The organism is Nocardia sp. NPDC006982 (genome assembly GCF_042869435.1).
GTDB lineage: Bacteria > Actinomycetota > Actinomycetes > Mycobacteriales > Mycobacteriaceae > Nocardia.
Genome location: NZ_JBIAFV010000001.1, coordinates 1,303,951 through 1,329,843, shown reverse-complemented (window position 1 = coordinate 1,329,843; position 25,893 = coordinate 1,303,951). Strand labels below are relative to the sequence as shown.

Genomic DNA, 25,893 nt, shown 5'->3' with positions numbered 1-25,893 from the left:
GACGGCGCCGGGATAGGTACCGACAAGCCGGCGGACTATCGAGCCGCCGGGCATCTAGGTGCTACCGCGGGGTCAGCGGATCGCGGGGTGCATGTCGGCGACGAAACAGAGGGCTCGCACGCCATCGCGTATTCGAGTGACATTGTCCCTGCGCCGCGGTTCGATGAACCAGCGCGCGATAGCGTTGGGGCGCATACATATCGCACGTGGCCCGTGGACACGGTCTCGGCCCGAATCGATTCGGCGTCCTTCTTCGACCCTGATACCGACGACGAATTGTCGGAATGCACACGAGGTTTCGGGAAAGAGTTGCGCCCGGGAATCTGTGCGGAACCGCCGCCGGAATTCGGAGATCGGATTCCAGGGGACTCACTGCATGTCGACGATCCGGGTGAATTGATTGTGGCTGTGCCCGCCATGGTCGGATTCGCGCCGGAGCGGTCGCTGGTGGTGGCGGTGCTGCGGGGCGCGACCGATGTGGAGCAGAGTCCGATCATCGATGCGGTGGTGCGGTTCGATTTGGATCAGGAAGGCGGGAGTCGGCGGGGGCTCGCGGCCGCATATGCGGAGTGTGTTTCGCACATTTGTGCCGCAGAGGGGGCGACGGAAGTACTCGCGGTGATCGTCGATGACCGGGTGCGCGAACCGCGGCGCACGCGCCGAAACGGTGTGGGCAGTACGGGACCGTGGGGCACGCTCATCGCGGCGTTCGCGCGCCGACTGGCGCGGGCCGAGGTGTACCTCGAGGGCGCCTGGGCGGTGCGCGCTATCGAGGCGGAGCAGCGGTGGTGGAGTCTGCTCGATGCGAATCACCATGGGACGCTGCCGGATCCGGCCACATCGATGGTCACGGTGGCGCATGTGCTCGAAGGGCGGCCGATCCGGGGAACCCGTTCGGAGCTGACCGCTCTGGTCGCACCGGATGAGGAACTGGCGCACCAGGTCGCGGTACATCTGGACAGCGCTCGCGCGCTCGCGCACGAGCGGTACGCGGCGGCCGTCCGGCGCGGTGATCCCGACGGATACCACCGGCGGGCACTCGAACATGTGCTGTCGCAGATCGCCAACATCGACTCCGGTGTAGTCCTGACCGCCCAGGAATACGCGGAACTGGCCGCGGCACTGCGCGATCGGACGGTGCGGGACTCGCTGTTCGGGCTGGCCGTCGGAGACCACGCCGCCCCTGCGGAAACCCTCTGGGTGGCGCTGACGCATGCACTATCGGGCAGCGACCGTGCCGATGCGGCAACACTTCTCGGCTACAGCGCCTACATCCGCGGCGACGGTCCGCTCGCCGGCATCGCACTGCAGGCGGCCTTGGAAGCCGATCCCGCCCATTCCATGGCGAGTCTGCTCGAGATTTCACTGCGCACCGGGATGCGTCCGGATACGCTGCGCCGCCTTGCCTACTGCGGGCTCGGCATTGCCGCGGACCTCGGTATCGACTTCGGGCCGGTTGTCCGGTGAGCCCGATCGCCTTCTCGGGTGGTCAGAGGTGAGTTGGCGAGTCACATGGTGGTTGTGGCAAATGCGGCACCACCATGTGACCGCGTTCGATGCTGCACAGGCTTACTTCGCGCTGTGTGCCAGCGGACCGAGGTCACGCAGGAATTCCCAAGCATCGGCGACGATTTCGTCCAGATCGTTGTGCTTGGGCCGCCAGCCGAGATCGGTGATGGCGCGGTCGCTGGACGCGATCAGCGTGGCCGGGTCGCCGGCACGACGCGGCGCGTCCTGGGCGGCGATGGGCAGGCCGGTGACGCGCTCGCAGGCGGAAATCACCTCGCGGACCGAGAAACCGGTGCCGCTGCCGAGATTGAAGATGCGATGTGTGCCGGATTCGGCGGAGCCGAGAGCCAGCAGGTGGGCGTCGGCGAGGTCGCGAATGTGGATGTAATCGCGGACCGCGGTGCCGTCGGGTGTGGGCCAGTCGGTGCCGAAGACCGAGATCGCCTTGCGATGACCGAGGGCGACCTGGAGCACGAGGGGGATGAGATGGGTTTCCACCACCCGGTTTTCGCCGAGACCGCCGTAGGCGCCGGCGACGTTGAAGTAGCGCAGGCTGGTCGCGGCGAGACCGTGCGCGATCGCATAGGAGGTGATGGCGTGGTCGATGGCCAGTTTGGAGGCGCCGTAGGGGTTGGTCGGCCGGGTCGGCGCGTCCTCCGTGATCGGCACCCGTTCGGGTTCGCCGTACACGGCCGCGGTCGAGGAGAAGACCAGCCGCGGCGTTTCGGTGCGGCGCATCGTCTCCAGCAGCTCGAGCGTCTTCACCACATTGCCGTGCCAGTACTTCTCCGGCTGCTGCACCGACTCACCGACCAGCGATTGCGCCGCGAAATGCAGGACACCGTCGAAGGATTCGGCCTCGAGCAGGGCGGGCGCGGCGACCGCGACATCACCCTCGACGAATCGCGCCTCGGTCGGCACGCCCTCGGCATTGCCGGTCGACAGATCGTCGACCACCACGACCTCGTGCCCCGATTCGAGCAGAACCTGCGCGCAGACGCCACCTACATAGCCTGCGCCACCTGTGACCAGAAGTTTCACGCCTCAGACCAACTTCACCTGGACGGCGTGGGCCATCTCGTCCGAGAGCTCGAAACCCGCGTGGCCGGGCACGGTGATGACCACCGAACCGGGCTTGGTCTCGACCGTCACGCGCGCGTCGGGCACCACGCCCGCCTCCCGCAGCTGGCCGATGACCTCGGGATCGGTCTGGATGTGCTCGGCGAGGCGACGCACCACGACCGCGTGCACCTGGCCGTGCGGCAGATCCGACAGCCGCACCAGGGTCTCGTCGGCGCCGCTCTGCGTGGCAAGGCCGAGCTCGTCCAGACCCGGAATCGGGTTGCCGTAGGGGGAGGTGGTCGGGTGGTTGAGCACCTCGACCAGCCGCCGCTCGACATCCTCGCTCATGACGTGTTCCCAGCGGCACGCCTCGGCGTGCACGTTCTGCCAGTCGAGCCCGATGATGTCCACGAGCAGCCGCTCGGCGAGGCGATGTTTGCGCATGACCGCGACCGCCATGCTGCGGCCCTTGTCGGTCAATTCGAGATGGCGGTCACCGGCGACCAGCAGCAGACCATCGCGTTCCATCCGCGCGACGGTCTGGCTGACCGTCGGGCCACTCTGCTCGAGGCGCTCGGCGATGCGCGCACGCAGGGGCACCACGCCCTCTTCCTCGAGGTCGTAGATGGTACGGAGGTACATCTCCGTGGTGTCGACCAGATCCTTCACCTGTTACCCCTTCGTCGGCACGAATTCTACCCACGCACGTCGGCACCCCCGTGTGCCGCGTGGTTTCGCGCTACACCCGTGACTGCGCTGTGGGAATTCTGTCGGCGCACGGCCTGTCACCGTATTCGCTCTTGCTTGTATTTCTACTGCATACGAACGTTCAACGGGGCCGTTACCTTCCCGCGTAGCGTTGCGAGCATGGCCACTGCACCGCACGGCGAACAGTCCGCGCCGCTCGACGAAGGTGATCTCGAGGCGCGATCCGGGACCGTTGTCTGGACCGACCGCTTCCTCGACTACGCATGGACGCCGGAGCACCCCATGAAACCGGCGCGACTGCAGTTCACCATGGCCCTGGCGGAAAGTCTCGGATTACTCGACGGTGTCGAGCGATTGGTGCCCGAGCCAGCCGAAGTGTCCGATTTGCTGCGCATCCATACCGCGGACTACATCGAGGCCGTCGAACATGCCACACCTCCCGCGGGCGCACCGCTCGCACCGCCGTACGGTCTCGGCTCACCGGATAATCCGGTGTTCCCACGGATGCATCAGGCAGCCTCGGTGATCGTCGGCGGCACATTGACCGCGGCACGCGAGATCGCCCAGGGGCGCACCCGGCGGGCAGTGAGCATCGGCGGCGGCATGCACCACGCGATGCCGGATTCGGCGGCCGGATTCTGCATCTACAACGATGCGGCCGTGGCCATCTCCTGGCTGCTGGAAAACGGATTCGATCGCATCGCCTACATCGATGTCGACGTGCATCACGGCGACGGTGTGCAGCGCGCCTTCTACGGCGACCCCCGAGTGCTGACGATCTCGATTCATCAGCATCCGGCCACACTGTGGCCCAATACCGGCTGGCCGGAGGAGACCGGCCACGGCGCCGCCGAGGGCACCGCGATCAATCTGGCGGTCCTGCCGGGCACCCGGGATCCGCAGTGGCTGCGCGGCTTTCACGCGATCGTGCCCAGTGCGCTGGCGGCGTTCCGGCCGCAGATCGTCGTCAGCCAATGCGGTGTCGACACCCATCGCGAGGACCCACTCGCCGATATGGAACTGACCGTCGACGGTCAACGCGCCGCCTTCATCGCCATGCGCGATCTGGCCGACGAATACGCCGAAGGTCGTTGGCTCGCCGTCGGCGGCGGCGGCTACGGCCTGGTGCGGGTGGTGCCACGCGCCTGGACGCATCTGCTGGCGACCGCGCTGGATCGCACCATCGCACCGGAAACCGCGGTGCCGCAGGACTGGATCGATATGATCCAGTCCGCGGCGCCGACCGTCGATCCGCCGCGCGCCATGGGTGACGGTGGTGACACTGCCTACCGCCGGTGGGACGGTCCCGGCGGCACGGGGGAAACTGGGGACGCGCGCACCGACCGCGCGCAACGCGCTATCGATACGGCCGTATTGGCTACGCGCCGAGCCACCTTCGGGTTGCTCGGCCTTGATCCGGAGGACCCCCGTGACTGAGAACCCGCCCGTCCCGGATTCCCCGAGTACGCCTGCGATACCGCCTCCGCCGCCGCAGCACTGGTTCGCCGATGTACTCGCCTCGGACGGTGGCGTGGTGCGACTGCGCCCGATCACACCCGATGACGCCGAGCGGCTGCAGGAGTTCCACACGGCACTGTCGGATCGCTCCCGATACCTGCGCTACTTCGGTCCGTACCCGCGTATTTCGCCGAAGGATCTGTATCGCTCCACCCACGTCGACCACCACGACCGGGTCGGACTGCTACTGGTACTGGGCGAGGCAATCATCGCGGTCGGCCGCTACGAACTGCTGACCGACCGCACCGGACCGCGCGCCGCCGAAGTCGCATTCGTCGTGGCCGACGAGCATCAGGGACGCGGGCTCGGTTCCATCCTGCTCGAACATTTGGCGGGTGCGGCCGCGGAGAACAAGATCGAGACGTTCGTCGCGGAGGTGCTCGCCGAGAACACTGTGATGGTCACCGTATTCCGTGACGCGGGCTATCAGGTCGAGCGCGCCAGGGACGGTTCGGTGCTGCATCTGGAATTCGCCATCGATCCCACCGAAGCCCTGCTCTCGGTGCGGGATTCGCGCGAACGCGCCTCCGAGGCGCGCAGTGTCGGCAATCTGCTCGCGCCGCGTTCGGTCGCGGTGATCGGCGCCACCGTTGGCCCGGCCCGGGTCGGCGGAGTGATCTTGGCCAATCTGCTTTCCGGAATTTTCCAAGGTCCGGTGTTCCCGGTCAATCCGAACCGGCGATCGGTGCGCGGGGTGCGGGCTTACCCGACGGTGCGCGATATTCCCGATGAGGTGGATCTCGCGGTGGTTGCCGTGCCTCCGGAGGCGATCAGCGCTGTTCTGGACGACTGTATGGCCAAGGGCGTCAAGGGATTGGTCGTGCTCACCGCGGGCTTCGGGGAGACCGGTGATGGCGGTGTGGTTGCCGAACGCGAGTTGGTTGCCGCGGCACGCGGACACGGGATGCGGGTGGTCGGGCCGAGCGCGCTCGGCATTGCCAATACCGATGCCTCGGTTTCGTTGAACGCGACCTTGGCTTCGGTACTGCCTGGGCCCGGGCGCATCGGATTCTTCTGTCAGTCCGGGCCGTTGGGTGCGGCCATCCTCGGTGAGGCCGCTGCGCGCAACCTCGGGTTGTCGACCTTCGTCTCGGCGGGTAATCGCGCGGATGTGTCCGGCAATGACCTGCTGCAATACTGGGACACCGACTCCGCCACCGATGTGATCCTGCTTTATCTGGAGAGTTTCGGTAATCCGCGCAAATTTTCCCGGATCGCGCGTCGGGTCGCGCGGAGCAAACCGATCGTCGCGGTGAGCAGTGGGCGATTGGCCGCGCGGGCCCAGCCGACCGGCGATATGGACCGATCGATCGTGCGGGACCTGTTCGCGCAGTCGGGAATCGTTCAGGTCGACTCGATTTCGGAGCTGTTCGACTGTGCGGCGCTCCTGGGCTATCAGTCGCTGCCCGCGGGTCCTCGGGTCGCCGTGATCGGCAACAGCGCGGCGCTGAACTGGCTGGCCGTCGATGCCGCACGCGGTGAGGGGCTCGAGGTCCGACGTCCAGCTGCGGTGCCGTTCGACAAAGTTCGGCGACCGCGCCCGACCGAGCGTGTGGTGGACGAGGAGTCGATCGGCGATCCGGTCAACTTGGGCCCCGACGCGACGCCGGGTGCCTATCTGGACGCGGTGGTCGCCGCGCTGCGCTCGGACGAGATCGACGCGGTTATAGTGGTTTTCGCGCCGCCGGTGCCGCTGCGGATGGCCGGATTCGCCGATGCCATTCGCGAGGCCGCAGCGGCCGTGCCCGATGCGGCGAAACCCATTCTCACCACTTTCGTTGCCGAGCAAGGGATTCCGAACCTACTGGCCATGCGCGGTCCGGGCGGTACGGCGGCCCGCGGCTCGATACCGTCCTATCCGGATCCCGAGCGGGCCGCACGGGCACTGGCCAGGGCGCACCGATACGCGCAGTGGCGCACGAAACCGGTGTCGACCGTGGTTCGTCCGGCGGGCATCGACGCGGAACGGGCCGAGCGTCTGGTCGCGGGCTGGATGCGCGAATCCGACGGACGTTGGCTCACCGACCTGGAGGCCGTGGACCTGTTGGACTGCTACGGAATTCGCGTCGTCGAATTCCGCGAGGTCCGCAGCGCCGACGAGGCGGTGGCGGCGGCCGAAGAACTCGGCTATCCGGTCGCGGCCAAGGCAACCGGCGAAATGTGGCGGCGCCGACCGGATCTCAGCGGGGTCCGGCTGGACCTGTGGCGGTCTGAAGCCGTGCGCCAGGCCTATTCGCACCTGGTGGAACTATGCGGTGATCCCGCCGTGCACATCCAGAAGATGGCCAGCCCCGGCGTCGGCTGTGTGCTGCGGGTGCAGGACGACCCGTCCTTCGGCTCGGTCATCGAATTCGGCCTCTCCGGCATGATCATCGAACTCCTCGGCGACCGCGCCTACCGTGCCCTCCCACTCACCGCCGACGAAGCGACCGCCCTCATCGACGCCCCCCGCGCCGCCCCACTCCTCTCCGGCACCCCCGCCAGCCCCCGCGTCGACAAACCCGCCCTTGTCGAACTCGTTCAACGCGTCTCGGCCCTATTCGACGACCTCCCCGAAATCCGCGAACTATCCTTCGACCCCGTCCTCGCCTCCCCCAACGCCGCCGCAATCCTCTACGCCCGAGCCCGCTTCGGCCCCCAACCCAGCGGCTTCGACACCGGCCCCCGCCGCCTTGGCTGAACTCCCGCAACTCGCCGCTACCCCGGCCGCACGACCCCCGGGCCGGTCAACGCACCAATCTGCTGCACTCGCGCACGCCGAGGTCCCGCGTCAGGTTCGAATCGCCGCCGGGCAGCGCATGAGCCGGGTCGATCGATCGTGAGCCGTGTACGGGCCGCGCCCGAGAGCGTCCGCGCTAGTCGGCGAAGTCGCGAAGCTGTGCGAGTTGCTGGTGCCGACCGGTCAGCGCGACGGTGACCGGCTGCACTCATCGGCGTCGCGGTCTCGCGCCGGCTGGTTCGAATCGCCGACCGGGTAGCGCACGGACCGGTTCGATCGGTGGTGCGCGGTGCGTGGGATCGCGTCGGCGCCCGTGAGCATCGGCAGCGTCGCGATCGCGGGCGAACCGGTCGGCGGCGGGGTTGAGGTGGCTTGAAGTGCCGGTGCATGGCGCCTGGACCGGTTCGATCGGAGACCGTGGCCGCACGGGGAGCATGGGCCGACGTCGCAATCCGTCAGATCCAAGCCGGTCGTTCGATTCGCTGCCGTGTGCGCGTGGTGCGGTTTGCTCGGTGGTGAGCGGTGCAGCGGGGCCGTGGCTGCGCCCGGGAGTATCTCAACACCGTCGCCGATCGCGGGCAGATCTGTCAGTGACGGGGTGGGGCGGTGGAGGCACGGGGGACCAGGGATGCGGGGAGCAGGACCGAGCGGGGGGTGCGGTCGGGTTCGGCGATGGATTCGAGGAGCATGCGGGCGGCTTCGCGGCCGATGTCGTGGTGGGGAATGGCGATGGTGGTCAGTGCGGGACTGAGCTTGTCGAGGTAAGGCATGCCGTTGAAGCCGGTCAGGCTGATGTCGGTGGGGCAGGCGATGTTCCGTTCGGCGAAGACGTCGTAGCAGCCGAGGGCGATGAGGTCGTTTCCGGCGACAATTGCGGTGAAATCGTCGGCGGAATCCAGTGCGGTGCGCAGGGCTCGGGCTCCGGCGTCTTCGGTCCACCTGTCACACACCATGATTCGATCGGAGTCGTCCAGGTCGTGTTCGCGAGCGGCGGTACGGAAGGCGCGCAGGCGCTCGACACCGGTGGAGGTGGTCTGCGGGCCTGCGAGATGCAGGATCCGGCGGTGGCCCAGCTCGACGAGATGCTTGACGGCGAGCCCGATTCCCGCCGCGTCATCGGCGGCGACGGATCCGACGGCGAGTTCCTCGGTGCGGCGATTGACCAGCACCATCGGCACGCGCTGCTTGTGCAACTGTTGCAGTAGCGGATGTTTCAGCAGCGCGGTGGCAATGATCAGACCTTCGGCCTGGCGCGAGCGCAGCGAGGTGATCTGCGCCTGCTCGCGTTCGGGCTGGTCGTCGGTATTGACGATCAGGGTGCTGTACCCGGCGGGGCCCAGCACATCCTCGATGCCGCGCACGATCGGCGGAAACAGGGGGTTGGTGAGATCAGGAATAACCACCCCGACCGTCCCGGACTTCGCGGTCTTCAGACTCCTGGCAATCGGATTCGGCCGATAACCGAGCGTTTCCGCCGCCCGCAGCACCCGCCGGGCAGTCTCCGGATTCACCAAGGCGCGGGCATTCGGGTTCAGAGCGCGCGACGCCGTGGCCGTATGCACACCGGCCGCATCGGCCACATCCCGGAGTGTGGGTCCCTGCATTGCAGAAATACTAAGCGGCCCCGCACCGCACCACCTTGTGTCATCCCCGCTCCAAGCGCCGGATTCAGCTCCTGGGGCATCCCGGCCGCCGTGCGTGGCGATAGCAGCAGCGCAGGCAGATATCCATCCGCTTCCCCGGGCAACGACTTCAGCCGCAATCCGAAGTGGCTTGCGGCGCTCAGCCGAGTCGAAATTGTTTTGCCCGCGCCGGGCAGGCCGTGATGAGCGAATCTGCGGCGCGCGATGGACGGGCTGCTGCGCGATGTGCCACGGCGACGGCGTTGGACAATCGGTTACCGGCGCGATGGCGATGTCCGGCAGCGCGCGGTGCGCGATCAGTAGGCGGCGGCATGGTGTGCCGCCGGGCGGTAATGGACAGGCGGTGCGCGATGGCTATGGCGATTGGCGGCAGCGCGATGGGTTCGGTGTGCGATGGCCGAAGGGTCGGCGGCGTGGGACGGGCGGCGATGGCGTTGAGCGATCGGTGACGGTGTGCGATAGGCGATGGGCCGCAGCACGCGGTGCGCGATGGATATAGGCGGCGGCGTGCTTGGGCAGGCGGCGGTCCGGTCGGCCGCGGCGCTGGGAATGGGCCAGTGGCGCGATGTGCGGCGGGCGGCGGCGGTGGGATGGTCGGCGGCAATGGCGTTGACGATCGGTGACGGCGTGGGATGGGCGGGCCGCAGTGCGACACGGTGTGGACTGCGGCGCGATGAACACCGGTCGCTATGAGCCCGCGACGGCTGTGGGGTGTCCTGCACTCGTTTGCAACACGACAGGCGACATGCGCCTTTCATGCTAGTGTGTGCCGTACCTTTTATTGCTGCAAACGATTGCATAGGAGTGCGGGTGAGTCCAGAAGAATCGCCTCAACAACAAGCGGTCGGCTGGATCGGCGCGGGAAGAATGGGTGCCGCGATGGCCACCCGCCTGGCCGCAGCGGGCACCCAGGTCGCGGTGTGGAACCGAACAAGAGCCAAGGCCGAACCACTGACCGAACACGGCTGCACAATCGCCGACCACATCGCGGATCTGCGCACCCTCGACGTGGTGTTCACCATGGTCTCCACCCAAGCCGACCTCGAACAGGTCCTACTCGGCGCCGACGGCCTGCTCGCCGACGAAAAATCTGCACCCGCGATAGTGGTGGACTGCTCGACCGTCTCGACGGAATCCTCCGCGGCCATTCGTGCGGCCTGCGAACTGCGTGGTGTCGGCTTCCTGGCCGCACCGGTCAGCGGCAACGCGAAGGTGGCCGCCGCGGGCGGACTTTCGATCGCGGCCTCGGGTCCGCTGGATGTCTACGAACGCGTCGCACCACTACTGCGCACCATCGGTAAATCCGTCACCTATGTCGGTGCCGGCGATGTGGCGCGGCTGGTCAAGATCTGCCACAACCTGTTCCTCGGTGTGGTCACCCAGTCGATGGCCGAGGTCACCGTCCTCGCGGAGAAGGGCGGAGTATCCCGCGCGGCCTTCCTGGACTTCCTCAACAACAGCGTCATGGGTTCGGTCTTCACGCGCTACAAGACCCCGGCCTTCGTAAACCTCGACTACACACCGACTTTCACCCCGATCCTGCTGCGCAAGGATTTCGATCTCGGTCTCGACGCGGCTCGCCGACGCGACGTACCGATGCCGCTTGCGGAGGCCACCGCGCAACTGGTCGAGGCCAGTGTTGGCAGCGGTCGAGTGCACGAAGATTTCGCGGTCCTGCTCGATCTGCAGGCCGCGAACTCCGCACTCGAACTGAAACCAGAGAACGTCGCGGTCGACGACGGACTCGGCGGGGATTGAATGGGGTTCGCCGACCGGCTCGCGCGAACCCGGAGGGGGCGGGACGCGCGGTCACCGGTCGGCGTTTCGAGGTGACCTCCAGGGTCACCAAGCCGGACGCCGAACCGGCCTCGGAGTAGTCCGGCGTCATGGGCACGTGCCGGGATCACCGGCCCGAGTTATTGCAGGAATCAGCTGGCGTAGGCGCGCAGGCGGTCGGCCCGCTCTCCCTTGCGCAGCTTCGACATGACCTCACGCTCGATCTGACGAACACGCTCTCGGGAGAGCCCGAAGAGCTTGCCGATCTGATCGAGGGTGCGCGGCTGGCCGTCGTCCAGGCCGAAGCGCAACCGGATAACCTGCTGTTCGCGCTCGTCCAGGGTGGCGAGCACGCTGCGCACATCGTGGTGCAGGAGCCCGGCGATCACTGCTGATTCGGCCGAGGTGGCCTCGGAGTCCTCGATGAAATCGCCCAGCGGGGCCTCTTCGTCATTGCCGACCGGCATATCCAGGCTTACCGGGTCGCGGCTGTGGTCGAGCAGATCGGAGATCTTGTCGACCGGAATACCGGACTCGTTGGCGAGTTCGGCATCGGTGGCCTCGCGACCGAGCTGCTGATGCAGTTCCCGCTTGATCCTGGCCAGCTTGTTGACCTGCTCGACCAGATGCACGGGGAGGCGGATGGTGCGGCTCTGATCAGCCATACCGCGGGTGATGGCCTGCCGAATCCACCAGGTGGCATAGGTGGAGAACTTGAATCCCTTGGCGTAGTCGAACTTTTCCATTGCCCTGATCAGGCCGAGGTTGCCCTCCTGGATCAGGTCCAGCAGCGGCATACCGCGGCCGGTGTAGCGCTTGGCGAGGGAGACCACGAGCCGGAGGTTGGCTTCGAGCAGATGCGAGCGCGCGGCTTGGCCTTCACGAACGACGGCGGCCAGATCGCGTTTGCGGGTGGCCGACAGTCGCTTGCCGGTCTCCAGCAGATGCTGCGCATAGAGGCCCGCCTCGATGCGCTTGGCCAGCTCGACCTCGTCGGCTGCCGTGAGCAGTGCGGTACGGCCGATCCCGTTCAGGTACACACGTACCAGGTCGGCGGCAGGGCTCTGGGCGTCGAGGTCCGAATCGCTGGTGCGCACACGAGTGGTGGCGGGGCTTGTCATGACTTGCCTCCTGTCGGTGGTGTCTCACTCCGAACAACGGACCCGACAGGTAGAAAGTTCCCCGCTACTGCTCCGATAAACCGCTCTGAACTGCGGTTTCCATCACTCGCGTCTGAGAAGTTCCTGAGAACCCCACCCTGTCGGAACAGCCCTTGCGCGAAGCGTCCGGAGGGATGCGAGCGGTTGCCGCTTCGTTACACGGGCCGCACCAAACCGTGGCGGACCAATCCGGCTACCACGGATAATGCGTCGGCCGCGAACTCCTCGGTCACTTCGCCCGATCCGTCGGCGAGCGCGAGCAGTTCCAGCAGTTCTTGTAACGGCAAACCCTCGGCGCGCATTCCCGCGACGAGTGCGATGGTGGACTCGTCCACTTCGTGCTGCCAGCGCGGACCGTCGCCGCGGTGCAGCCGCGCGACCTGCTGCTCCCAACCGAGTTCGCTGTGCAGATAGACCCGTTCCAGCGCGGTTGCCGGATCGACCACGAAACGTGTTGACCAGGCGAGGTTTTCCTCGGCGGCGGCGCGGCGCAACCAGGCCGAGCGCGCGAAATACGCGGTGGCCTCGGCGCCGAGCGGATCTTCGAAGCCGTGCGTCAGGTCCTCGGCGAGCAGCTCGGTGGGACCGTCGATGGCGTGCAGGTAGACGAAGCCGAAGCCGATGCCCTCGACACCCGCGGCGGTGAACGCGTCGAGCCACTGTTCGGCGCGCTCCTGTGCGGCCGGGTCGCGCGGATCCAAACCCGCGTCACGCAGCCATGTTCCGACATAGAGGGCCGGATCGGCGACATCGCGTTGGACCACCCAAGCATCGACGCCGTGCGCGGGCAGCCAGGACGAGACGCGCTGGCGCCAGTCCTCGCCGTCCACATGCACCCACGCCGCCAGCATCGCGGCGGTGCCGCCGGGGGCAAGCAGGGCGGGGGCTTGCGAGATCACCAATTCGCTTGCGCCGTCGAGGGCGAGCCCGGAGTCGCGGTAGGTGTGTTCGATGCGAGCGGGGCCGACGACGAACGGCGGATTGGCCACCACCTGGTCGAAGCGGCGACCGGCCACCGGCTCGAACCAGGAACCGGCCAGAAGTTCGATATCGAGTCCGTTGAGTGCGGCCGTCGCCTCGGCCAGCCACAGGGCGCGCGGGTTCACGTCGGTCGCGGTCACCCGGTCCGCGTACGCGGCGGCGTGGACGGCCTGGACGCCGCAGCCGGTGCCCAGGTCGAGGACCGAACCAACGCGGCGGGTGGGGGTGGCGCGCAACAGCGACAGGGAGGCGTGGCCGACGCCGAGCACGTGATCCTCGGTCAGGGTGCGCCGGAACATCGAATCGTCGAGGTCGGACAGGATCCAGCGGGTGCCTTCGCCCGCGTCGAGCGGACGCAGGTCCAGGGCTGCGCGCACATCGTCACCGTCGCGGGCGAGCAGGCCGGCGGCTACCGCGCGGTCGATCTCCACCGGTGCCAGTGCGGCCGCGACCTCGCGTTCGGGCAGTGCGTCACCGAGCAGCAACAGGCGGATCAGGGTTCCGAGTGCGCCCGCTCGGCGAGCGGCGCGGCGCACCGGTACCGGTTCGGACCGGCCCAGTGCGGCGTGCGCGTCGGCGCCGAGCACTTCCAGCAGCGTGTCGGCGTCGTAGCCGACGCGGGTCAGCGCGGCCCGCAGATCGGGGCACAGCGCGGTGAGCAGCGATCCGGTGGTCGTCTGGTTGGTAGCCACACCGGTACTCTGCCACCGCGACACGCCAGCAACAGAAACGTGCTCGTCGTGTCACTTGGACAGCGTGCGATTTCAGACGCCGTTCGGGTCGCGACCGGTAATGCAGTAGGGCGCGTCGGCCGGATCGGACATGACGATCCAGTGCTCATGGCGCTCGACCAGTGTCGCGCCGAGGGACTCGTGCCAGGCGGCGGTGGCGTCGATATCCACGGAGGCGAGGTCGATGTGCGCGCCGGCGGGTCGATCCTCGCCGAGGCGCTGCAGCAGAAGCTGTACCGGCATCGGCTCTTTCGCGCGCAGCCGGGCGAATTCGGGCAGGCGGCCCTGCGTCAGGTCCCAATTGGTGAGGGTGGTCCAAAAGCGGGATTCGGCGGCGTGGTCGGTCGGGCCGATATCGAGGCAGACCTGGTCGAGGCGGGTGAGGGTGCCGTCTGGGGCGCGCACGGCCGGGGCGGGAGTGCCCTTCGCGCGGACGCTTGGGGTGAAGCAGAAGATCTGACCGCCCGGTGAGCGCAACACGGCGTAGCTCTTGTGGTTGGCGACCAGTTCGGCGTCGAGGTCGAGTGCGATGCGGACCGCGGCGGTGACATCGTCGACGTCGAAATCGAGGTGTACCCGGCCGAGTCCGGTCACCGCCTGCATCTTGACGCCCGCATCGGCGAAGAGTGCGGGCTCCGGTAGGAGCGTGAGGAATTCGTCGTTCTCGCCGCGTCGCGGCGAGAGTTGGGTGTCGGTGATCGTCGACCAGAATGTCGCGCATTCGTCGAAACGTTGCGTCGGGCGGTCGAGGAAGGCCCAGACCCACCGAATCATGCTTTCTCCTGTTTCCTGGCGGAAGTTCCCGCGCCGCAGCCGGCGTGCAGTTGTCGCATCTTCCGGTGATTCGGCGGCGGCCGCGCCCGGTTGGCGCGGATGTGTCGCACATCACTGGCGCTGAGAGAGTTCCCGTCGTTTACCCCCGCCACACAGTAGGTGTCGACCGCGATGCTGTCGAGCCGGTTTCGGCTCGGCCGTAAGTGGCATGATCTTGGCGGTTTGTGGCATTCCGGCCACTCGTTCGATGCGCGAAATTCCGGCACGCTCAGCGGGTGACTGAACTGCAGACGCCTCGGGTACCTGTTGATTCCGTGCCGAGGCGGCTGCACCCCGCCTGGATCGTCGCCGGTGTGGGATTCATCGCACTCTTGGGCGCGGCGGCGTTCCGGTCGGTGCCGAGTGTGCTGTTGGATCCGCTGCACGAGGAGTTCGGTTGGTCCCACGGCACCATCGGTGCCGCGGTCTCGCTGAATCTGCTGCTGTATGGGCTGATTTCGCCGTTCGCGGCGGCTCTGATGGACCGATTCGGTATCCGCCGGGTGGTGGCGTGCGCACTGGTGCTCGTCGCGGCGGGTAGCGGCCTCACCGTATTCATGACCCAGCCTTGGCATTTGGTGGCGACCTGGGGGCTATTGGTCGGAGTCGGCGTCGGATCGATGTCCATGCCGTTCGTGGCGACGATCACCGGTCGCTGGTTCGTGCGCCAGCGCGGATTGGTGACCGGCGTGCTCACCGCGGCGGGTGCGACCGGGCAGCTGATCTTCCTGCCGGTAGTGTCCGCTGTCGCGCATGAGCACGGCTGGCGAGTGCCCTCGCTGATCGTCGCGGGTGTCGCACTGGCGGTGGTGCCGCTGGTCCTGCTGTTCATCCGCGACTTCCCCAGTGACGCAGGCGTTCGCGCGTACGGTGCCGAACCCGGCAGCACAGTTGGGCTGCGCGTGCAGGCGACCGGCGGTGCGACCCGCGCGCTGACGGTCTTGACCACGATCGCGCGCAGTCCCGGATTCTGGCTGCTCGCGGGCGGATTCGCGATCTGCGGCGCATCGACGAACGGCCTGGTCGGGACCCACTTCGTCAGTGCCGCACACGATCACGGCATGCCGCCGACCACCGCCGCCGGTCTGCTGGCACTGGTCGGCATCTTCGATGTTGCGGGCACCATCTTCTCCGGCTGGCTCACCGACCGCGCCGACCCCCGCTACCTGCTGGTCGGCTACTACACGCTGCGCGGACTGTCGCTGCTGATCCTGCCGTCGCTGTTCGCGCCGGACACCCAGCCGAGCATGTGGGTGTTCATCATCTTCTACGGCCTGGACTGGATCGCCACCGTCCCACCCACGGTCATGCTCTGCCGCGAACTCTTCGGCGCCGACGGCCCCGTCGCCTTCGGCTGGGTCTTCGCCTCCCACCAGATCGGCTCCGCTATAGCCGCCACCGGTGCCGGCATCATCCGCGACGTCCAAGGCTCCTACAACCTGGCCTGGTACATCGCCGGCGCCCTCTGCGCCGCCGCAGCCCTCATGTCCGCCACCATCCGCCGCCACCCCTGACACCGAGAATGCGCTGGTGGCGGGCCGTTCTCAACGTTTGCCTACACCGTTGCATGGTGATCACCCGTCCAGCTTGACCGTCGGCGTGTCGGCGCCTCAGGAATCGATGGCGCGGTGTGGCCGGGATTCGATGGCGGTGCGGGGGCGGTCCCAGCGACTGGGTTCGTCCTTGCGGCGCGGCGGACGGTCGTTGGCGATGAGGACGGCGATCCAGGGGAGAGGGATCGAGGCGGTGATGATCAGGATCGAGAGCAGGGCGTTGCTGAAGACGCTGTAGGCGACCGCGGCCAGGATCAGGCAAGGGATGCGGAACGCCATGATGATGGTGTAGCGGCGAACCCTGGCGCGGTGCTGATCCTCCAGTGACGGCGCGGCCTCGGTGATCAGCACCGGATGCTTCTCGTCATTGCCGGGGAAGTAGCCGGTGGACTTGCGCGGTGGCGTCGGCATTGCGACGTCCGGGCGATCACCGCTGCCGATGTCGTCGGCGTCGGGGGTGTCGCCGTACTGCTGCATACCCTGAGTCTTCCACTGTCGAGGGCGCACCGCACATGGCCTGGTCAGCTCGACGAACACCGACCGATATCAGCCGAGCTCGCGAGTATGCGGCATCATGGAATCCGTGAGTACCGACACTCTGGTTCGCCCGGATACGACCACCGACGAGACGACGGGCGACGACACCCCGAAGTTCTTCCACTACGTGAAGAAGGACAAGATCGCCGAGAGCGCCGTCATGGGCACCCATGTGGTCGCCCTCTGCGGTGAGGTCTTCCCGGTGACGCGCTCGCCGAAGCCCGGCTCGCCGGTCTGCCCGGACTGCAAGAAGGTCTACGACGGCTTGCGCAAGGGCGGCGACTGAGCCGACGCCGGTGACGTATCGCCGCGCGCGCTGAGTCGTGCCCGGTCGGCGTCGTTGTCGTCTGTCCGCTCGATCGGCCCCCGAACCTCCTGTGGGTTCGGGGCCTCAGCTGTGCCCGGATCATCCTGCTCGGTGCCGGAGTCGTCCCCGCCCAACTGATTGGACAACCATTCCTTCACCTGATCGATGCGGGTGCTGCGGGCGGGCCAGAATTCCTGCACCGCGGCATTGAACTCCGCGCCGAGGATGACCGCGAAGCCCAAGAAGAACGTGAACAGCAGGAACGCGATCGGCGTTGCGAGCGCGCCGTAGCTGACACCGGTCCTGGTGACCCACGAAAGATAGCGGCGCAGTCCCTCGCTGGCGGCCATGAAGAACACGCCTGCGACCAGCGCACCGCCGAACAAGCGATGCCACGGCAGCGATTTGTGCAGTGCCAGCTTGTACAGCGTGGTGAGCCCGATGATCAGCACCAGGCCGACGCCCGGGTAATAGAACGAGTCGATCATCCGCAACCCGGGTTCCCGCCACGAATCCGGCAGCACTCGTCCGATCAGTGTCGGACCCAGCGCGATCAGCGGTAGCAGGAATACCGCGACCACCAGGAACAGCACATACAGCAGCAACGCGAAGATGCGCTGCCACACCGGATGCCGGGCATCCTTCTGTCCGTGCGCCTCGACGATCGAATCCACGAAGGTCGACATGGCCGAGGATCCCGCCCACAGCGACATTACGAAACCCACCGAGACGAAGGCGGCGCGTCCGCGACTGAGCACGTCGGTGACGGTCGGTTCGATCAGATCGCTCACCACACTGGTGCTGAACAGGTCCCGGCTGAACGCGATGATCTTCTGCTGGACGATCTGCACGGTATCGGGTCCGAACCATTCCCCGACGTAACCGAGGCTGCCGAGCACCCCGAGCAGCAGCGGTGCCAGCGACATCGTCTGCCAGAACGCCGCGGCCGCGGATTTGGCGAAAATCGAATCGTCCCATGACTTCACCGCCACCCGCACGACGAGTTTGCCACCATGTCGCGCGGCATGCGCAGCCCGCGTTGCGGCGTTGCGGGCATAGGTCGCCACCGTGGGTTCCGCGCCGCCTCCGCCGCTGTGGATCGGCTGGTCGCCGACCCCCGGGCTGTGGCGCGGTAGAGCGCTTTCGTCGGTCATGATGCTTACCAGCATCGCGCATCCGAGCACATTGTTCCGGTTTGCCGTGGCATCGAGTCGATGGGGAGCAGATGAACACGGCGTGGCGCAGGGTTCGGCGTGTGACGCCCGTCGCCCACGCCGCGTCGGTTTGGCGACACGCCATGGGGGACAGCTAGGGTCGTCTTCGTGACTGTGTCGGGTGGCGCCGCTGTGGCGGGAGAAGCGGAAACACCGGGCGATTCGCAAAAATCGAGCGCCGCGGGTTCCACAGGTGGTTCGCTACGCGCCTGGCAGCGCCGGGCCTTGATGAAGTACTTGTCGACCAAGCCGAGGGACTTCCTCGCGGTGGCGACGCCGGGTGCGGGTAAGACCACCTTCGCACTGCGGGTCGCGGCCGAACTGCTGGCCGACCGCACCGTCGACCAGGTCACGGTGGTCGCTCCGACCGAACACCTCAAACATCAGTGGGCCCAATCCGCGGCCCGCGTGGGCATTCAGCTGGATTCGCGCTTCTCCAACGCGACCGGTGCGACTTCCGGCGACTATCACGGCGTGGTGGTCACATACGCGCAGATCGCCTCGCACCCCGCGCGGCACCGTGTCCGCACCGAAAGACGCAGAACGCTGGTGATTCTCGATGAGATCCACCATGCGGGCGATGCGAAGTCCTGGGGTGAGGCGACCGCCGAGGCATTCGGTGACGCCACCCGCCGGCTCGCGCTGACCGGTACCCCGTTCCGCAGCGATGACAGCCAGATCCCGTTCGTCATCTACGAACCCGATGAGGCCGGTTTCCCGCGCTCGCGCGCCGACCACTCCTACGGCTATGCGGAGGCATTGGCCGACGGCGTGGTACGGCCCGTCGTCTTCCTGGCGTATTCCGGTGAGGCGCACTGGCGCGACAGCGCGGGTGAGGAGTATTCGGCCCGCCTCGGTGAGCCGCTGAGCGCCGAACACACCGCCCGTGCGTGGCGCACCGCCTTGGATCCGGCAGGCGACTGGATGTCCAAGGTGCTCGTGGCTGCCGACACCCGGCTGCGCCAGCTGCGGGCGACCGGTATGCCCGATGCCGGTGGTCTGGTGATCGCCACCGATCAGGAGCGGGCCCGCGATTACGCCGAACTGCTGGAACACATCTCGGGCGAGCGGCCCGCGGTGGTGCTCTCGGATGATCCGTCCTCCTCGAACCGGATCGCCGAATTCAGCAAGAACACCCAGCCGTGGATGGTCGCGGTCCGCATGGTGTCCGAGGGCGTCGACGTGCCGCGCCTCGCGGTCGGCGTCTATGCGACCAGCGCCTCGACTCCGCTGTACTTCGCCCAGGCGATCGGCCGGTTCGTGCGTGCGCGCAAGCCAGGCGAGACCGCCAGCGTGTTCCTGCCGTCGGTGCCGGTGCTGCTCGATCTGGCCGCGCAGCTGGAACTGCAGCGCGATCATGTCATCGGTAAGCCGCACCGCGAGCAGAACGGTCTCGAAGACGAACTCCTGATCGACGCGAACAAGCAGAAGGACGAGCCGGGCGAGGACGAGAAGCCCTTCGTCGCACTCGCCGCGGACGCCGAACTCGACCAGGTGATCTACGACGGATCCTCCTTCGGCACAGCCACTTTCGCGGGCAGTGCGGAGGAGGCGGACTACCTCGGGATTCCCGGGCTATTGGACGCGGAGCAGATGCGGGCGCTGCTGCGTGAACGTCAGTCCAAGCAACTCGCCGAACGCGGTGAGGCCGCGACGCCCGATCCTGGTCCGCAGGTCGCCTCGGCCGCCGAGCGGGTCGCGACCGCGGATAAGCTCGGTGAGTTGCGCCGCGAGCTCAACAGCCTGGTCGCCATGCACCACCATCGGACCGGCAAGCCGCACGGTGTGATACACGGTGAGTTGCGCCGCGAATGCGGTGGTCCGCCAACGGCATTGGCCACCGCTGACCAACTTGGTGAGCGCATCGCCGCCCTGCGCCGGAAGTAACCGAGGCGCCGTTGTGTACGGCACATGGCTTTGTGACTGCGCATGTGCGATCGCTCGGGGCCAACAGGGCCTGGCTATCGGCGTGCGATGGCCGATGCGGGCCACGCAGCCATGGCGCAGTCGATGGATTGGGTGAGTTCGGCGTGTGACGCCCCGTCGCGGGCTCGGATCGACAGGCCGTACAGCACCGTGGTGTAGAAACCGGCGAGTGCCGCGGTATCGGTGTCGGGCGGTAGATCACCGTCCGCGACACCGCGATCCAGGCGTTCGTGGATGTCCTCGGTTGTCTGGCGGCGCTTTTCGACCAGGAAGTCGCGGATGGTTTCGCTGCGGGTGGTGTAGGTGGAACCCGCAAGCACAACCATGCATCCGTGTGGTTTGTCCTCGTGGGTGTAGGCCATGGCGTTGTCGCGCAGCATGGCTTCGATGCTCGCGCGAGCGGTGGGTTCCTCGCGCAAGGCGCGTGCGGTGTAGCCGCCTTCGGTCTCGCCGTACAGCCCTACAGCCGCGCGGAACAGCTCTTCCTTCCCGCCGAACGCGGCATACAGGCTCGGTGAGTTGATGCCCATAGCCGCGGTGAGATCGCTCATGGACGAGCCCTCGTAGCCGTGCTCCCAGAACACTTCCATGGCGCGACGCAACGCGACTTCGCGGTCGAATGCGCGTGGGCGTCCACGTTCGGCCATGGCCCATACCTTTCTGTGTCGATCGTTAAATATACCTCTTGACGCCTACGCCGCCCATGCGCTTAGCTATTTATGTATTGATCGACACAGAATTAGGGGCAGTTGCGATGATGGATCTGACGGGCAAAGTGGCACTGGTGACCGGCGGCAGCCGGGGGATCGGGGCGGCGATCGTCCGGCACCTGGCCGCCGCGGGCGCGGACGTGGCGCTGACCTACCAGCGCAATGAGTCGCAGGCGAAATCTGTGGTCGCCGACGCGGAAGCGTTGGGGCGGCGCGCGATCGCCATCCAGGCGGACAGCGCCGACGCGGGCGCGGTCGTCGCGGCGGTGCATCGGGGCGCGGCCGAACTCGACGGGCTCGATGTGCTGGTCAATAACGCGGGCATCTTCTCGGCCAAGCCGTTCGAGGAGTTCACCGTCGAGGAGATCGACCGCGCCCTGGATATCCACGCGCGGGCGGCATTCGTCGGTGCGCAGGCGGCGGTCGAACATATGACCGAGGGTGGACGGATCATCAGCATCGGCAGCAACCTGTCCGAGCGCGCCGCATTCGGCGGACTCGCGCTGTACAACCTGAGCAAATCCGCGCTCAACGGATTCACGAAAGCCCTTGCGCGCGAACTCGGTCCGCGCAACATCACGGTCAACCTGGTGCAGCCCGGCTCCACCGACACCGATATGAACCCCGCCGACGGCGACCACGCCCCGCACCAAATCGATCTGACTGCCCTCGGCCGCTTCGGCACCACCGATGACATCGCCGCGACCGTAACCTTCCTGGCCGGTCCCTCCGGCCGCAGCATCACCGGCGCGACGTTCACCGTCGACGGCGGCACCAACGCCTGACTCCACCGCGATTACCCGGCGAAGTAGCGGCCGGGAGAGACGCCGACGGTGCGGCGGAAGGCGGCGACATAGGCGCTCGGCGTGGCGTAACCGACGCGGCCCGCGATGCGGGCGATCGGCAGGCCCTCGGCGAGCAGAGGCAGTGAGGCCGCCAGGCGGATCTGGGTTCGCCACTGGCCGAAGGAGATTCCGGTTTCGGCGAGGAACAGACGGGCCAGGGTGCGCGGGCTGGTCGCGGCGTCGGCAGCGAATTCGGCGAGGGTGCGGGAGTCTGCAGGGTCTCGGGTCAGGACGTCGGCGACCTGTCCGGCTCGGGCATCGACCGGTCGGCGGGCGCCGACTGGAATCACGTCGACCGGCACGAGCAGATCGAAGACCACCGCCTCCGCGCGTTCGCGTGTTGCGATGTCGTCGGCGGGATCTCGAGTCGGCGCGGCGGCCCTCTCTTCGGCACGAGCGTCCATGAGCGGGCGGTCGCTGACCGGAGTCTCGACTCGAACCGCTTCCGCGTGCTCGAAGTGTTCGCGTCGTCCGGCGGCGACCTCAGGATTACGACTCGGCGTCGCATTCTCTTCGGCACGGGAGTTCGTGAGCGGGCGGGCGCTGATGGGACTTTCGTCGAAGTGCTCGAGTTGAGCCTTGGTGCGTTCGCGTCGTGCGGAGGGGCTGTCGCCGGCGGGAATGCGAGTCGGCGCGGCGACCGGATCGGCTCGGGTGGCCGTGGGCGGGTGGGCGCTGAGAGGGGGCTCGTCGACGGACTCGATTCGCTCCTCGTCCTCTGCACGCGCGAGGGCAGTGTCGGGGCCGGTGAGATGGTCGAACAGTTCGCGCAGTAGTGGCGATACGCGCAGCATCGTCGGGGTGGTCCATGAGACCGGGCATCGATCGGGTGCTACGAAGATGCCGCGCATGATCGCGCCGTTGGCGGTTCCGGTTCGGTGTCGGGTGCCGCCGGGGATCCATAGAGCGCGGCTCGGCGGCAGCACCCAGTACCCGTCACCGATTTCGACGGCGATAACACCCCTTGCCGCCCAGGCGATCTGGTGCTGCGGATGTTCATGAGTGTCGAACCAGTAGCCGGCGGAAATGACGCCCGCGCCGAATACCATAGCGGTATCACCGATCGCGGCCGGAAATACCATGGATCCGTCGTTCGGCAGGGATGTCCCGGGTTGACCGTGCCCCAGGGATTGGCCGTTTCGCGACACAACTTGTCACCGTAGCCTCTCGTGGTCACAGTCGGCCGCTTCTAGCGTGAATCGCATGGCGATGAACTACGTCCACAAATTGATGTGCCGATCGGCGGCGTGGGAGCGTACGAGTACGACGCGGATCGTCCCGTGGGCGCTGTCCGGTCTCGACCTCGGTGCGTCCGCACTCGAGATCGGCCCCGGCTACGGTGCCAATATCCGCGCCTTGCGAGAACGCACCGACAAGCTGACCGGTGTCGAGATCGATCCGGTGCTCGTCGATCGGCTGCGCACTCGGCACGGAGCCGCGATGACGGTGATCGCGGGCGACGGCGCGGATATGCCCTTGCCCCCAGGGCAATTCGACTCGGTCGTGTGCTTCACGATGCTGCACCACGTACCCACTGTCGGAGCACAGGACGCGCTTTTCGGCGAAGCCCTGCGCGTCCTGCGCCCCGGCGGTGTATTCGCAGGCAGCGATGGCCTCGACGGCCGCGTATTCCGCCTGCTGCACGTCGGCGACATCTGCCTGCCGGTACCGCCGGAGCACGCCGCCGACCGGCTCGCCCGAGCCGGTTTCACCGATGTCGAGATCGAAACCGGCGACCGCAGTTTCCGCTTCCGCGCCCGCCGTCCCGAGTGAATCCTCTCAGCGCACCGCTCTTGCGGCATCGAAGTAGTCCGCAGGATCGAGTGCATTGATCGGGGTCCAGCGGGGAGACTCGACCGGCGCTGTCGAATCCTGCGGTGCCGCTTGGAAATAGCCCTGGATCTCCAGCGCCAGGCGAGGGTTCTCGTCCACGCGGCGCGCCATGTCGTACAACACCGCGAGGACGTGCACGCAGCGGGCGGTGCGCGCCGAACAGGAGCAGTCCGTCCCGGCCGGGCCAGGTGCCGGGCTGATGCCGGCATCGACCAGCGCTCGGTGCATTTCGTCGGTGAGAACTGTTGTATCCGGGATGATTTCGGCGATCGCGGTGATGGCCGAACGGGAAAGTGGCGCGACTTCGATGTGGGTTACCGAGGCCTGCCCACCGCGGTGGATTGCGGCGCGCACGATGCGCCCGTCGATGGTCGCCTGGACACCGTTGTTGCGGGCAATGCTGCGGGCACGGGGGAGCAGCGGGTCGGGTCGGGTCTGGCGCAGTGGTTCGGCGAGCCGGACCCAGTCCATGCCCCATGCCGTGTATCCGAATTCGTTGTCCGCCATCAGTTCTCCCTCTTGCGGCGCAGGATTTCGATGAGCTGGTCGTCGTCGAGGCGGGCCAGCGCGGCGATCCCGGCCGAATCGTTGAGGTCCGCGAGGGCGGATTTGCGGTCGTGCATGCCCGCGATGTGTTCCTCGACGGTGGTGCCCGAGGTCAGGGTGGTAATGGTGACGGTGCGGGTCTGGCCGATGCGATGCACCCGGTCGGAGGCCTGGGCTTCGACGGCCGGATTCCACCAGCGGTCGAAGTGGATGACATCGGCGGCACGCGTCAGGGTGAGACCGGTGCCTGCGGCGCGCAGACTCAGGATCAACACGGGCGCACCGTCTTCGGCCTGGAAGGCCGAAACGATCTCGGCCCGCTCGGCCTGATTCAGTCCGCCGTGGAAGAACGGCGCCCGCACCCCGAATTGCTCGTGCAGGTGGCGGACCAGCAGGTCGCCGGTGGCGCGATACTGGGTGAATATCAGTGTCGGGTCGCCGGTTTCGAGATTGTTGGCCACGATATCGGCGCACAGATCCAGCTTCCCGGACCGGCCCGCCAATTCACCGAGCTCACCGGTGATCAGTCCCGGGTGGTTGCAGACCTGCTTGAGAGCGGTGAGCGCCGCGAGCACTCGGCTCTGCCGTTGCGCGCCGTGGCCGAAGCCGTCATCGATCGCCTTGTCGAGCAGCTGGTCGTAGAGCCCTTCTTGTTCGGTGGTCAGATCGCAGAGCAGATCGCTGTGGATCTTGGCGGGCAGCGATGCGGCGACCTGAGCCTTCTTGCGGGCCAACAGCACCGGTTCGAGCGCATCCCGCAGTCGGCCCGCTGCGGCCGCCGAACCCTCGTGGATCGGCCGGACGAATCGACGGCGGAACTGGGTGCGATGCCCGAACAGCCGCGGCGCCACCAGATTCAGCAGCGCCCACAGCTCCTCGAGATGGTTCTCCACCGGCGTACCCGTCAGCGCGACCTTCGCCTCCGCCGTCAATGCCCGCGCCGCCTTGGACACCTGGGTGCGCGGATTCTTCAACGCCTGCGCCTCATCGAAAACTACTGTCGCCCAGGACCGATCGGTCAGCACACCACCGTGCAACCGCAGTATCGGATACCCCGTCACCACAATTGTCCCGGCCTCGTTCGCGATCTCACCCCCACGCCACACCACCGCCCGCAGCCCCGGCGCGAACCGCGTGATCTCATGCGCCCAGTTCCCGACCAACGACGTCGGACAAACCACGAGCTGCGCTCCGCTCTCGGCAGGCCCGAGCAGAAACCCGATGGTCTGCACCGTTTTCCCGAGCCCCATCTCATCGGCCAAGACCGCCCCGCCGTGCGCCGCGATGGTCTCGTGCAACCACCCCGCCCCGCGCACCTGATACGGCCGCAACTCCGCTTTCAGCCCTGCCCGCAATTCCGCCCCGATGCACCGTGTTTCACGCAACACCCGCATCGCACGCTCGGCGGACACGATCGATGTTCCGGCAGCGTCAGGGACAGCGTGCGCCGCAACGGGCAGCGGCACCGTCTGCGCATCGCACGGTTCGGCTCCGTCCTGCAGTACTGCGCGCCAAGTATGTACGGACGGGCCCGCGTCACCGAGGTCCAGATTCAACAGCTCGTCCGGATCAACGAGTGCGCAATCGACATCGGTGACCTCGATCGCGCCGTCCGGACCCGTCGGCACTGCCAGGGAGAGCGCTTCCCGATCGCCCTCGGGCGCGGGGCCGGGCGCGGATCCGTTCCAAGTCCACAGCGCGAACATGTGGCGGTCGGGTAGGTAGGTGGCCTGTGTGCTGGGCAGAGCGGTCCCCTAGTTCGTCGTATGGTGTACGGAGTATTATAACAACGTACAGCGTAC

Annotated in this window: 21 protein-coding genes; 9 read left to right on the top strand and 12 right to left on the bottom strand. The window is 67.2% G+C overall.

Annotated elements, in window-relative coordinates:
- The first annotated feature begins 213 nt into the window (after window positions 1-213).
- Window positions 214-1,467: a DUF4192 domain-containing protein gene (locus ACFYOW_RS05940; protein WP_387284884.1), complete on the top strand. Its 1,254-nt coding sequence runs from the start codon at window positions 214-216 to the stop codon at window positions 1,465-1,467.
- A 102-nt stretch (window positions 1,468-1,569) separates the two neighbouring features.
- On the opposite strand, the gene galE is transcribed toward ACFYOW_RS05940, so the two are convergent.
- Window positions 1,570-2,550 carry a UDP-glucose 4-epimerase GalE gene (galE, locus tag ACFYOW_RS05935; protein ID WP_387284882.1) on the bottom strand — a complete coding sequence of 327 codons (981 nt, stop codon included), beginning with the start codon at window positions 2,548-2,550 and terminating at the stop codon, window positions 1,570-1,572.
- 3 nt (window positions 2,551-2,553) lie between these two features.
- Window positions 2,554-3,240 carry an iron dependent repressor, metal binding and dimerization domain protein gene (locus tag ACFYOW_RS05930; RefSeq protein ID WP_387284880.1) on the bottom strand — a complete coding sequence of 229 codons (687 nt, stop codon included), beginning with the start codon at window positions 3,238-3,240 and terminating at the stop codon, window positions 2,554-2,556.
- 198 nt (window positions 3,241-3,438) lie between these two features.
- Here ACFYOW_RS05930 and ACFYOW_RS05925 point away from each other — a divergent pair, with 198 nt between their 5' ends.
- Window positions 3,439-4,716: an acetoin utilization protein AcuC gene (locus ACFYOW_RS05925; protein WP_387284878.1), complete on the top strand. Its 1,278-nt coding sequence runs from the start codon at window positions 3,439-3,441 to the stop codon at window positions 4,714-4,716.
- The gene (locus ACFYOW_RS05920) at window positions 4,709-7,477 is read left to right on the top strand and encodes a GNAT family N-acetyltransferase (RefSeq protein ID WP_387284876.1); all 2,769 of its coding nucleotides are present in this window, start codon (window positions 4,709-4,711) and stop codon (window positions 7,475-7,477) included. Before ACFYOW_RS05925 ends, ACFYOW_RS05920 begins: the two co-directional genes overlap by 8 nt.
- Window positions 7,478-8,103: 626 nt before the next feature.
- On the opposite strand, the gene ACFYOW_RS05915 is transcribed toward ACFYOW_RS05920, so the two are convergent.
- The gene (locus ACFYOW_RS05915; protein ID WP_387284874.1) at window positions 8,104-9,120 is read right to left on the bottom strand and encodes a LacI family DNA-binding transcriptional regulator; all 1,017 of its coding nucleotides are present in this window, start codon (window positions 9,118-9,120) and stop codon (window positions 8,104-8,106) included.
- Between the two features lie 849 nt (window positions 9,121-9,969).
- Between ACFYOW_RS05915 and ACFYOW_RS05910 the strand changes: the two genes are divergently transcribed.
- Window positions 9,970-10,917 (top strand): NAD(P)-dependent oxidoreductase, encoded by a 948-nt coding sequence (locus ACFYOW_RS05910; protein WP_387284872.1) that lies wholly within the window; start codon window positions 9,970-9,972, stop codon window positions 10,915-10,917.
- A gap of 170 nt (window positions 10,918-11,087) precedes the next feature.
- On the opposite strand, the gene ACFYOW_RS05905 is transcribed toward ACFYOW_RS05910, so the two are convergent.
- The 3 genes from ACFYOW_RS05905 to ACFYOW_RS05895 form a co-directional block, all read right to left on the bottom strand.
- A complete protein-coding gene (locus tag ACFYOW_RS05905) occupies window positions 11,088-12,056 on the bottom strand; it encodes a sigma-70 family RNA polymerase sigma factor (RefSeq protein WP_063043586.1) in 969 nt (322 codons plus the stop codon).
- 194 nt (window positions 12,057-12,250) lie between these two features.
- Window positions 12,251-13,768 carry a methyltransferase gene (locus tag ACFYOW_RS05900; RefSeq protein WP_387284870.1) on the bottom strand — a complete coding sequence of 506 codons (1,518 nt, stop codon included), beginning with the start codon at window positions 13,766-13,768 and terminating at the stop codon, window positions 12,251-12,253.
- A gap of 72 nt (window positions 13,769-13,840) precedes the next feature.
- Window positions 13,841-14,581: a VOC family protein gene (locus ACFYOW_RS05895; protein ID WP_387284868.1), complete on the bottom strand. Its 741-nt coding sequence runs from the start codon at window positions 14,579-14,581 to the stop codon at window positions 13,841-13,843.
- Between the two features lie 275 nt (window positions 14,582-14,856).
- Here ACFYOW_RS05895 and ACFYOW_RS05890 point away from each other — a divergent pair, with 275 nt between their 5' ends.
- A complete protein-coding gene (locus ACFYOW_RS05890; protein WP_387284866.1) occupies window positions 14,857-16,134 on the top strand; it encodes an MFS transporter in 1,278 nt (425 codons plus the stop codon).
- Window positions 16,135-16,230: 96 nt separating this feature from the next.
- Here ACFYOW_RS05890 and ACFYOW_RS05885 read toward each other — a convergent pair whose 3' ends face one another.
- A complete protein-coding gene (locus ACFYOW_RS05885) occupies window positions 16,231-16,650 on the bottom strand; it encodes a DUF3099 domain-containing protein (protein ID WP_387284864.1) in 420 nt (139 codons plus the stop codon).
- Between the two features lie 106 nt (window positions 16,651-16,756).
- Here ACFYOW_RS05885 and ACFYOW_RS05880 point away from each other — a divergent pair, with 106 nt between their 5' ends.
- Window positions 16,757-16,996 (top strand): DUF3039 domain-containing protein, encoded by a 240-nt coding sequence (locus ACFYOW_RS05880; RefSeq protein ID WP_387284862.1) that lies wholly within the window; start codon window positions 16,757-16,759, stop codon window positions 16,994-16,996.
- Here ACFYOW_RS05880 and ACFYOW_RS05875 read toward each other — a convergent pair.
- Window positions 16,966-18,171, bottom strand: coding sequence for a YihY/virulence factor BrkB family protein (locus ACFYOW_RS05875; protein WP_387284860.1), 1,206 nt, complete (start codon window positions 18,169-18,171; stop codon window positions 16,966-16,968). The two genes, ACFYOW_RS05880 and ACFYOW_RS05875, sit on opposite strands and share 31 nt — an antisense overlap.
- Before the next feature lie 288 nt (window positions 18,172-18,459).
- On the opposite strand from ACFYOW_RS05875, the gene ACFYOW_RS05870 reads away from it, so the two are divergent.
- Window positions 18,460-20,118, top strand: coding sequence for a DEAD/DEAH box helicase (locus tag ACFYOW_RS05870; protein WP_387286032.1), 1,659 nt, complete (start codon window positions 18,460-18,462; stop codon window positions 20,116-20,118).
- A 74-nt stretch (window positions 20,119-20,192) separates the two neighbouring features.
- Here ACFYOW_RS05870 and ACFYOW_RS05865 read toward each other — a convergent pair whose 3' ends face one another.
- Entirely contained in the window at window positions 20,193-20,804 is a 612-nt protein-coding gene (locus tag ACFYOW_RS05865) for a TetR/AcrR family transcriptional regulator (RefSeq protein ID WP_387284858.1), read from the bottom strand.
- A 107-nt stretch (window positions 20,805-20,911) separates the two neighbouring features.
- Between ACFYOW_RS05865 and ACFYOW_RS05860 the strand changes: the two genes are divergently transcribed.
- Window positions 20,912-21,652, top strand: a complete 741-nt coding sequence (locus ACFYOW_RS05860) for an SDR family NAD(P)-dependent oxidoreductase (protein ID WP_387284856.1) — start codon at window positions 20,912-20,914, stop codon at window positions 21,650-21,652.
- Window positions 21,653-21,663: 11 nt separating this feature from the next.
- On the opposite strand, the gene ACFYOW_RS05855 is transcribed toward ACFYOW_RS05860, so the two are convergent.
- Complete coding sequence (locus ACFYOW_RS05855; RefSeq protein ID WP_387284854.1) at window positions 21,664-22,794, bottom strand: AraC family transcriptional regulator; 1,131 nt, start codon at window positions 22,792-22,794, stop codon at window positions 21,664-21,666.
- 121 nt (window positions 22,795-22,915) lie between these two features.
- Here ACFYOW_RS05855 and ACFYOW_RS05850 point away from each other — a divergent pair, with 121 nt between their 5' ends.
- On the top strand, window positions 22,916-23,485 hold the full coding sequence (locus tag ACFYOW_RS05850) for a class I SAM-dependent methyltransferase (protein ID WP_387284852.1): 570 nt from the start codon (window positions 22,916-22,918) through the stop codon (window positions 23,483-23,485).
- A 6-nt stretch (window positions 23,486-23,491) separates the two neighbouring features.
- On the opposite strand, the gene ACFYOW_RS05845 is transcribed toward ACFYOW_RS05850, so the two are convergent.
- Both ACFYOW_RS05845 and ACFYOW_RS05840 read right to left on the bottom strand, forming a co-directional pair.
- A complete protein-coding gene (locus ACFYOW_RS05845; protein WP_387284850.1) occupies window positions 23,492-24,052 on the bottom strand; it encodes a hypothetical protein in 561 nt (186 codons plus the stop codon).
- Complete coding sequence (locus ACFYOW_RS05840; RefSeq protein WP_387284848.1) at window positions 24,052-25,797, bottom strand: DEAD/DEAH box helicase; 1,746 nt, start codon at window positions 25,795-25,797, stop codon at window positions 24,052-24,054. Before ACFYOW_RS05840 ends, ACFYOW_RS05845 begins: the two co-directional genes overlap by 1 nt.
- Window positions 25,798-25,893 lie beyond the last annotated feature (96 nt).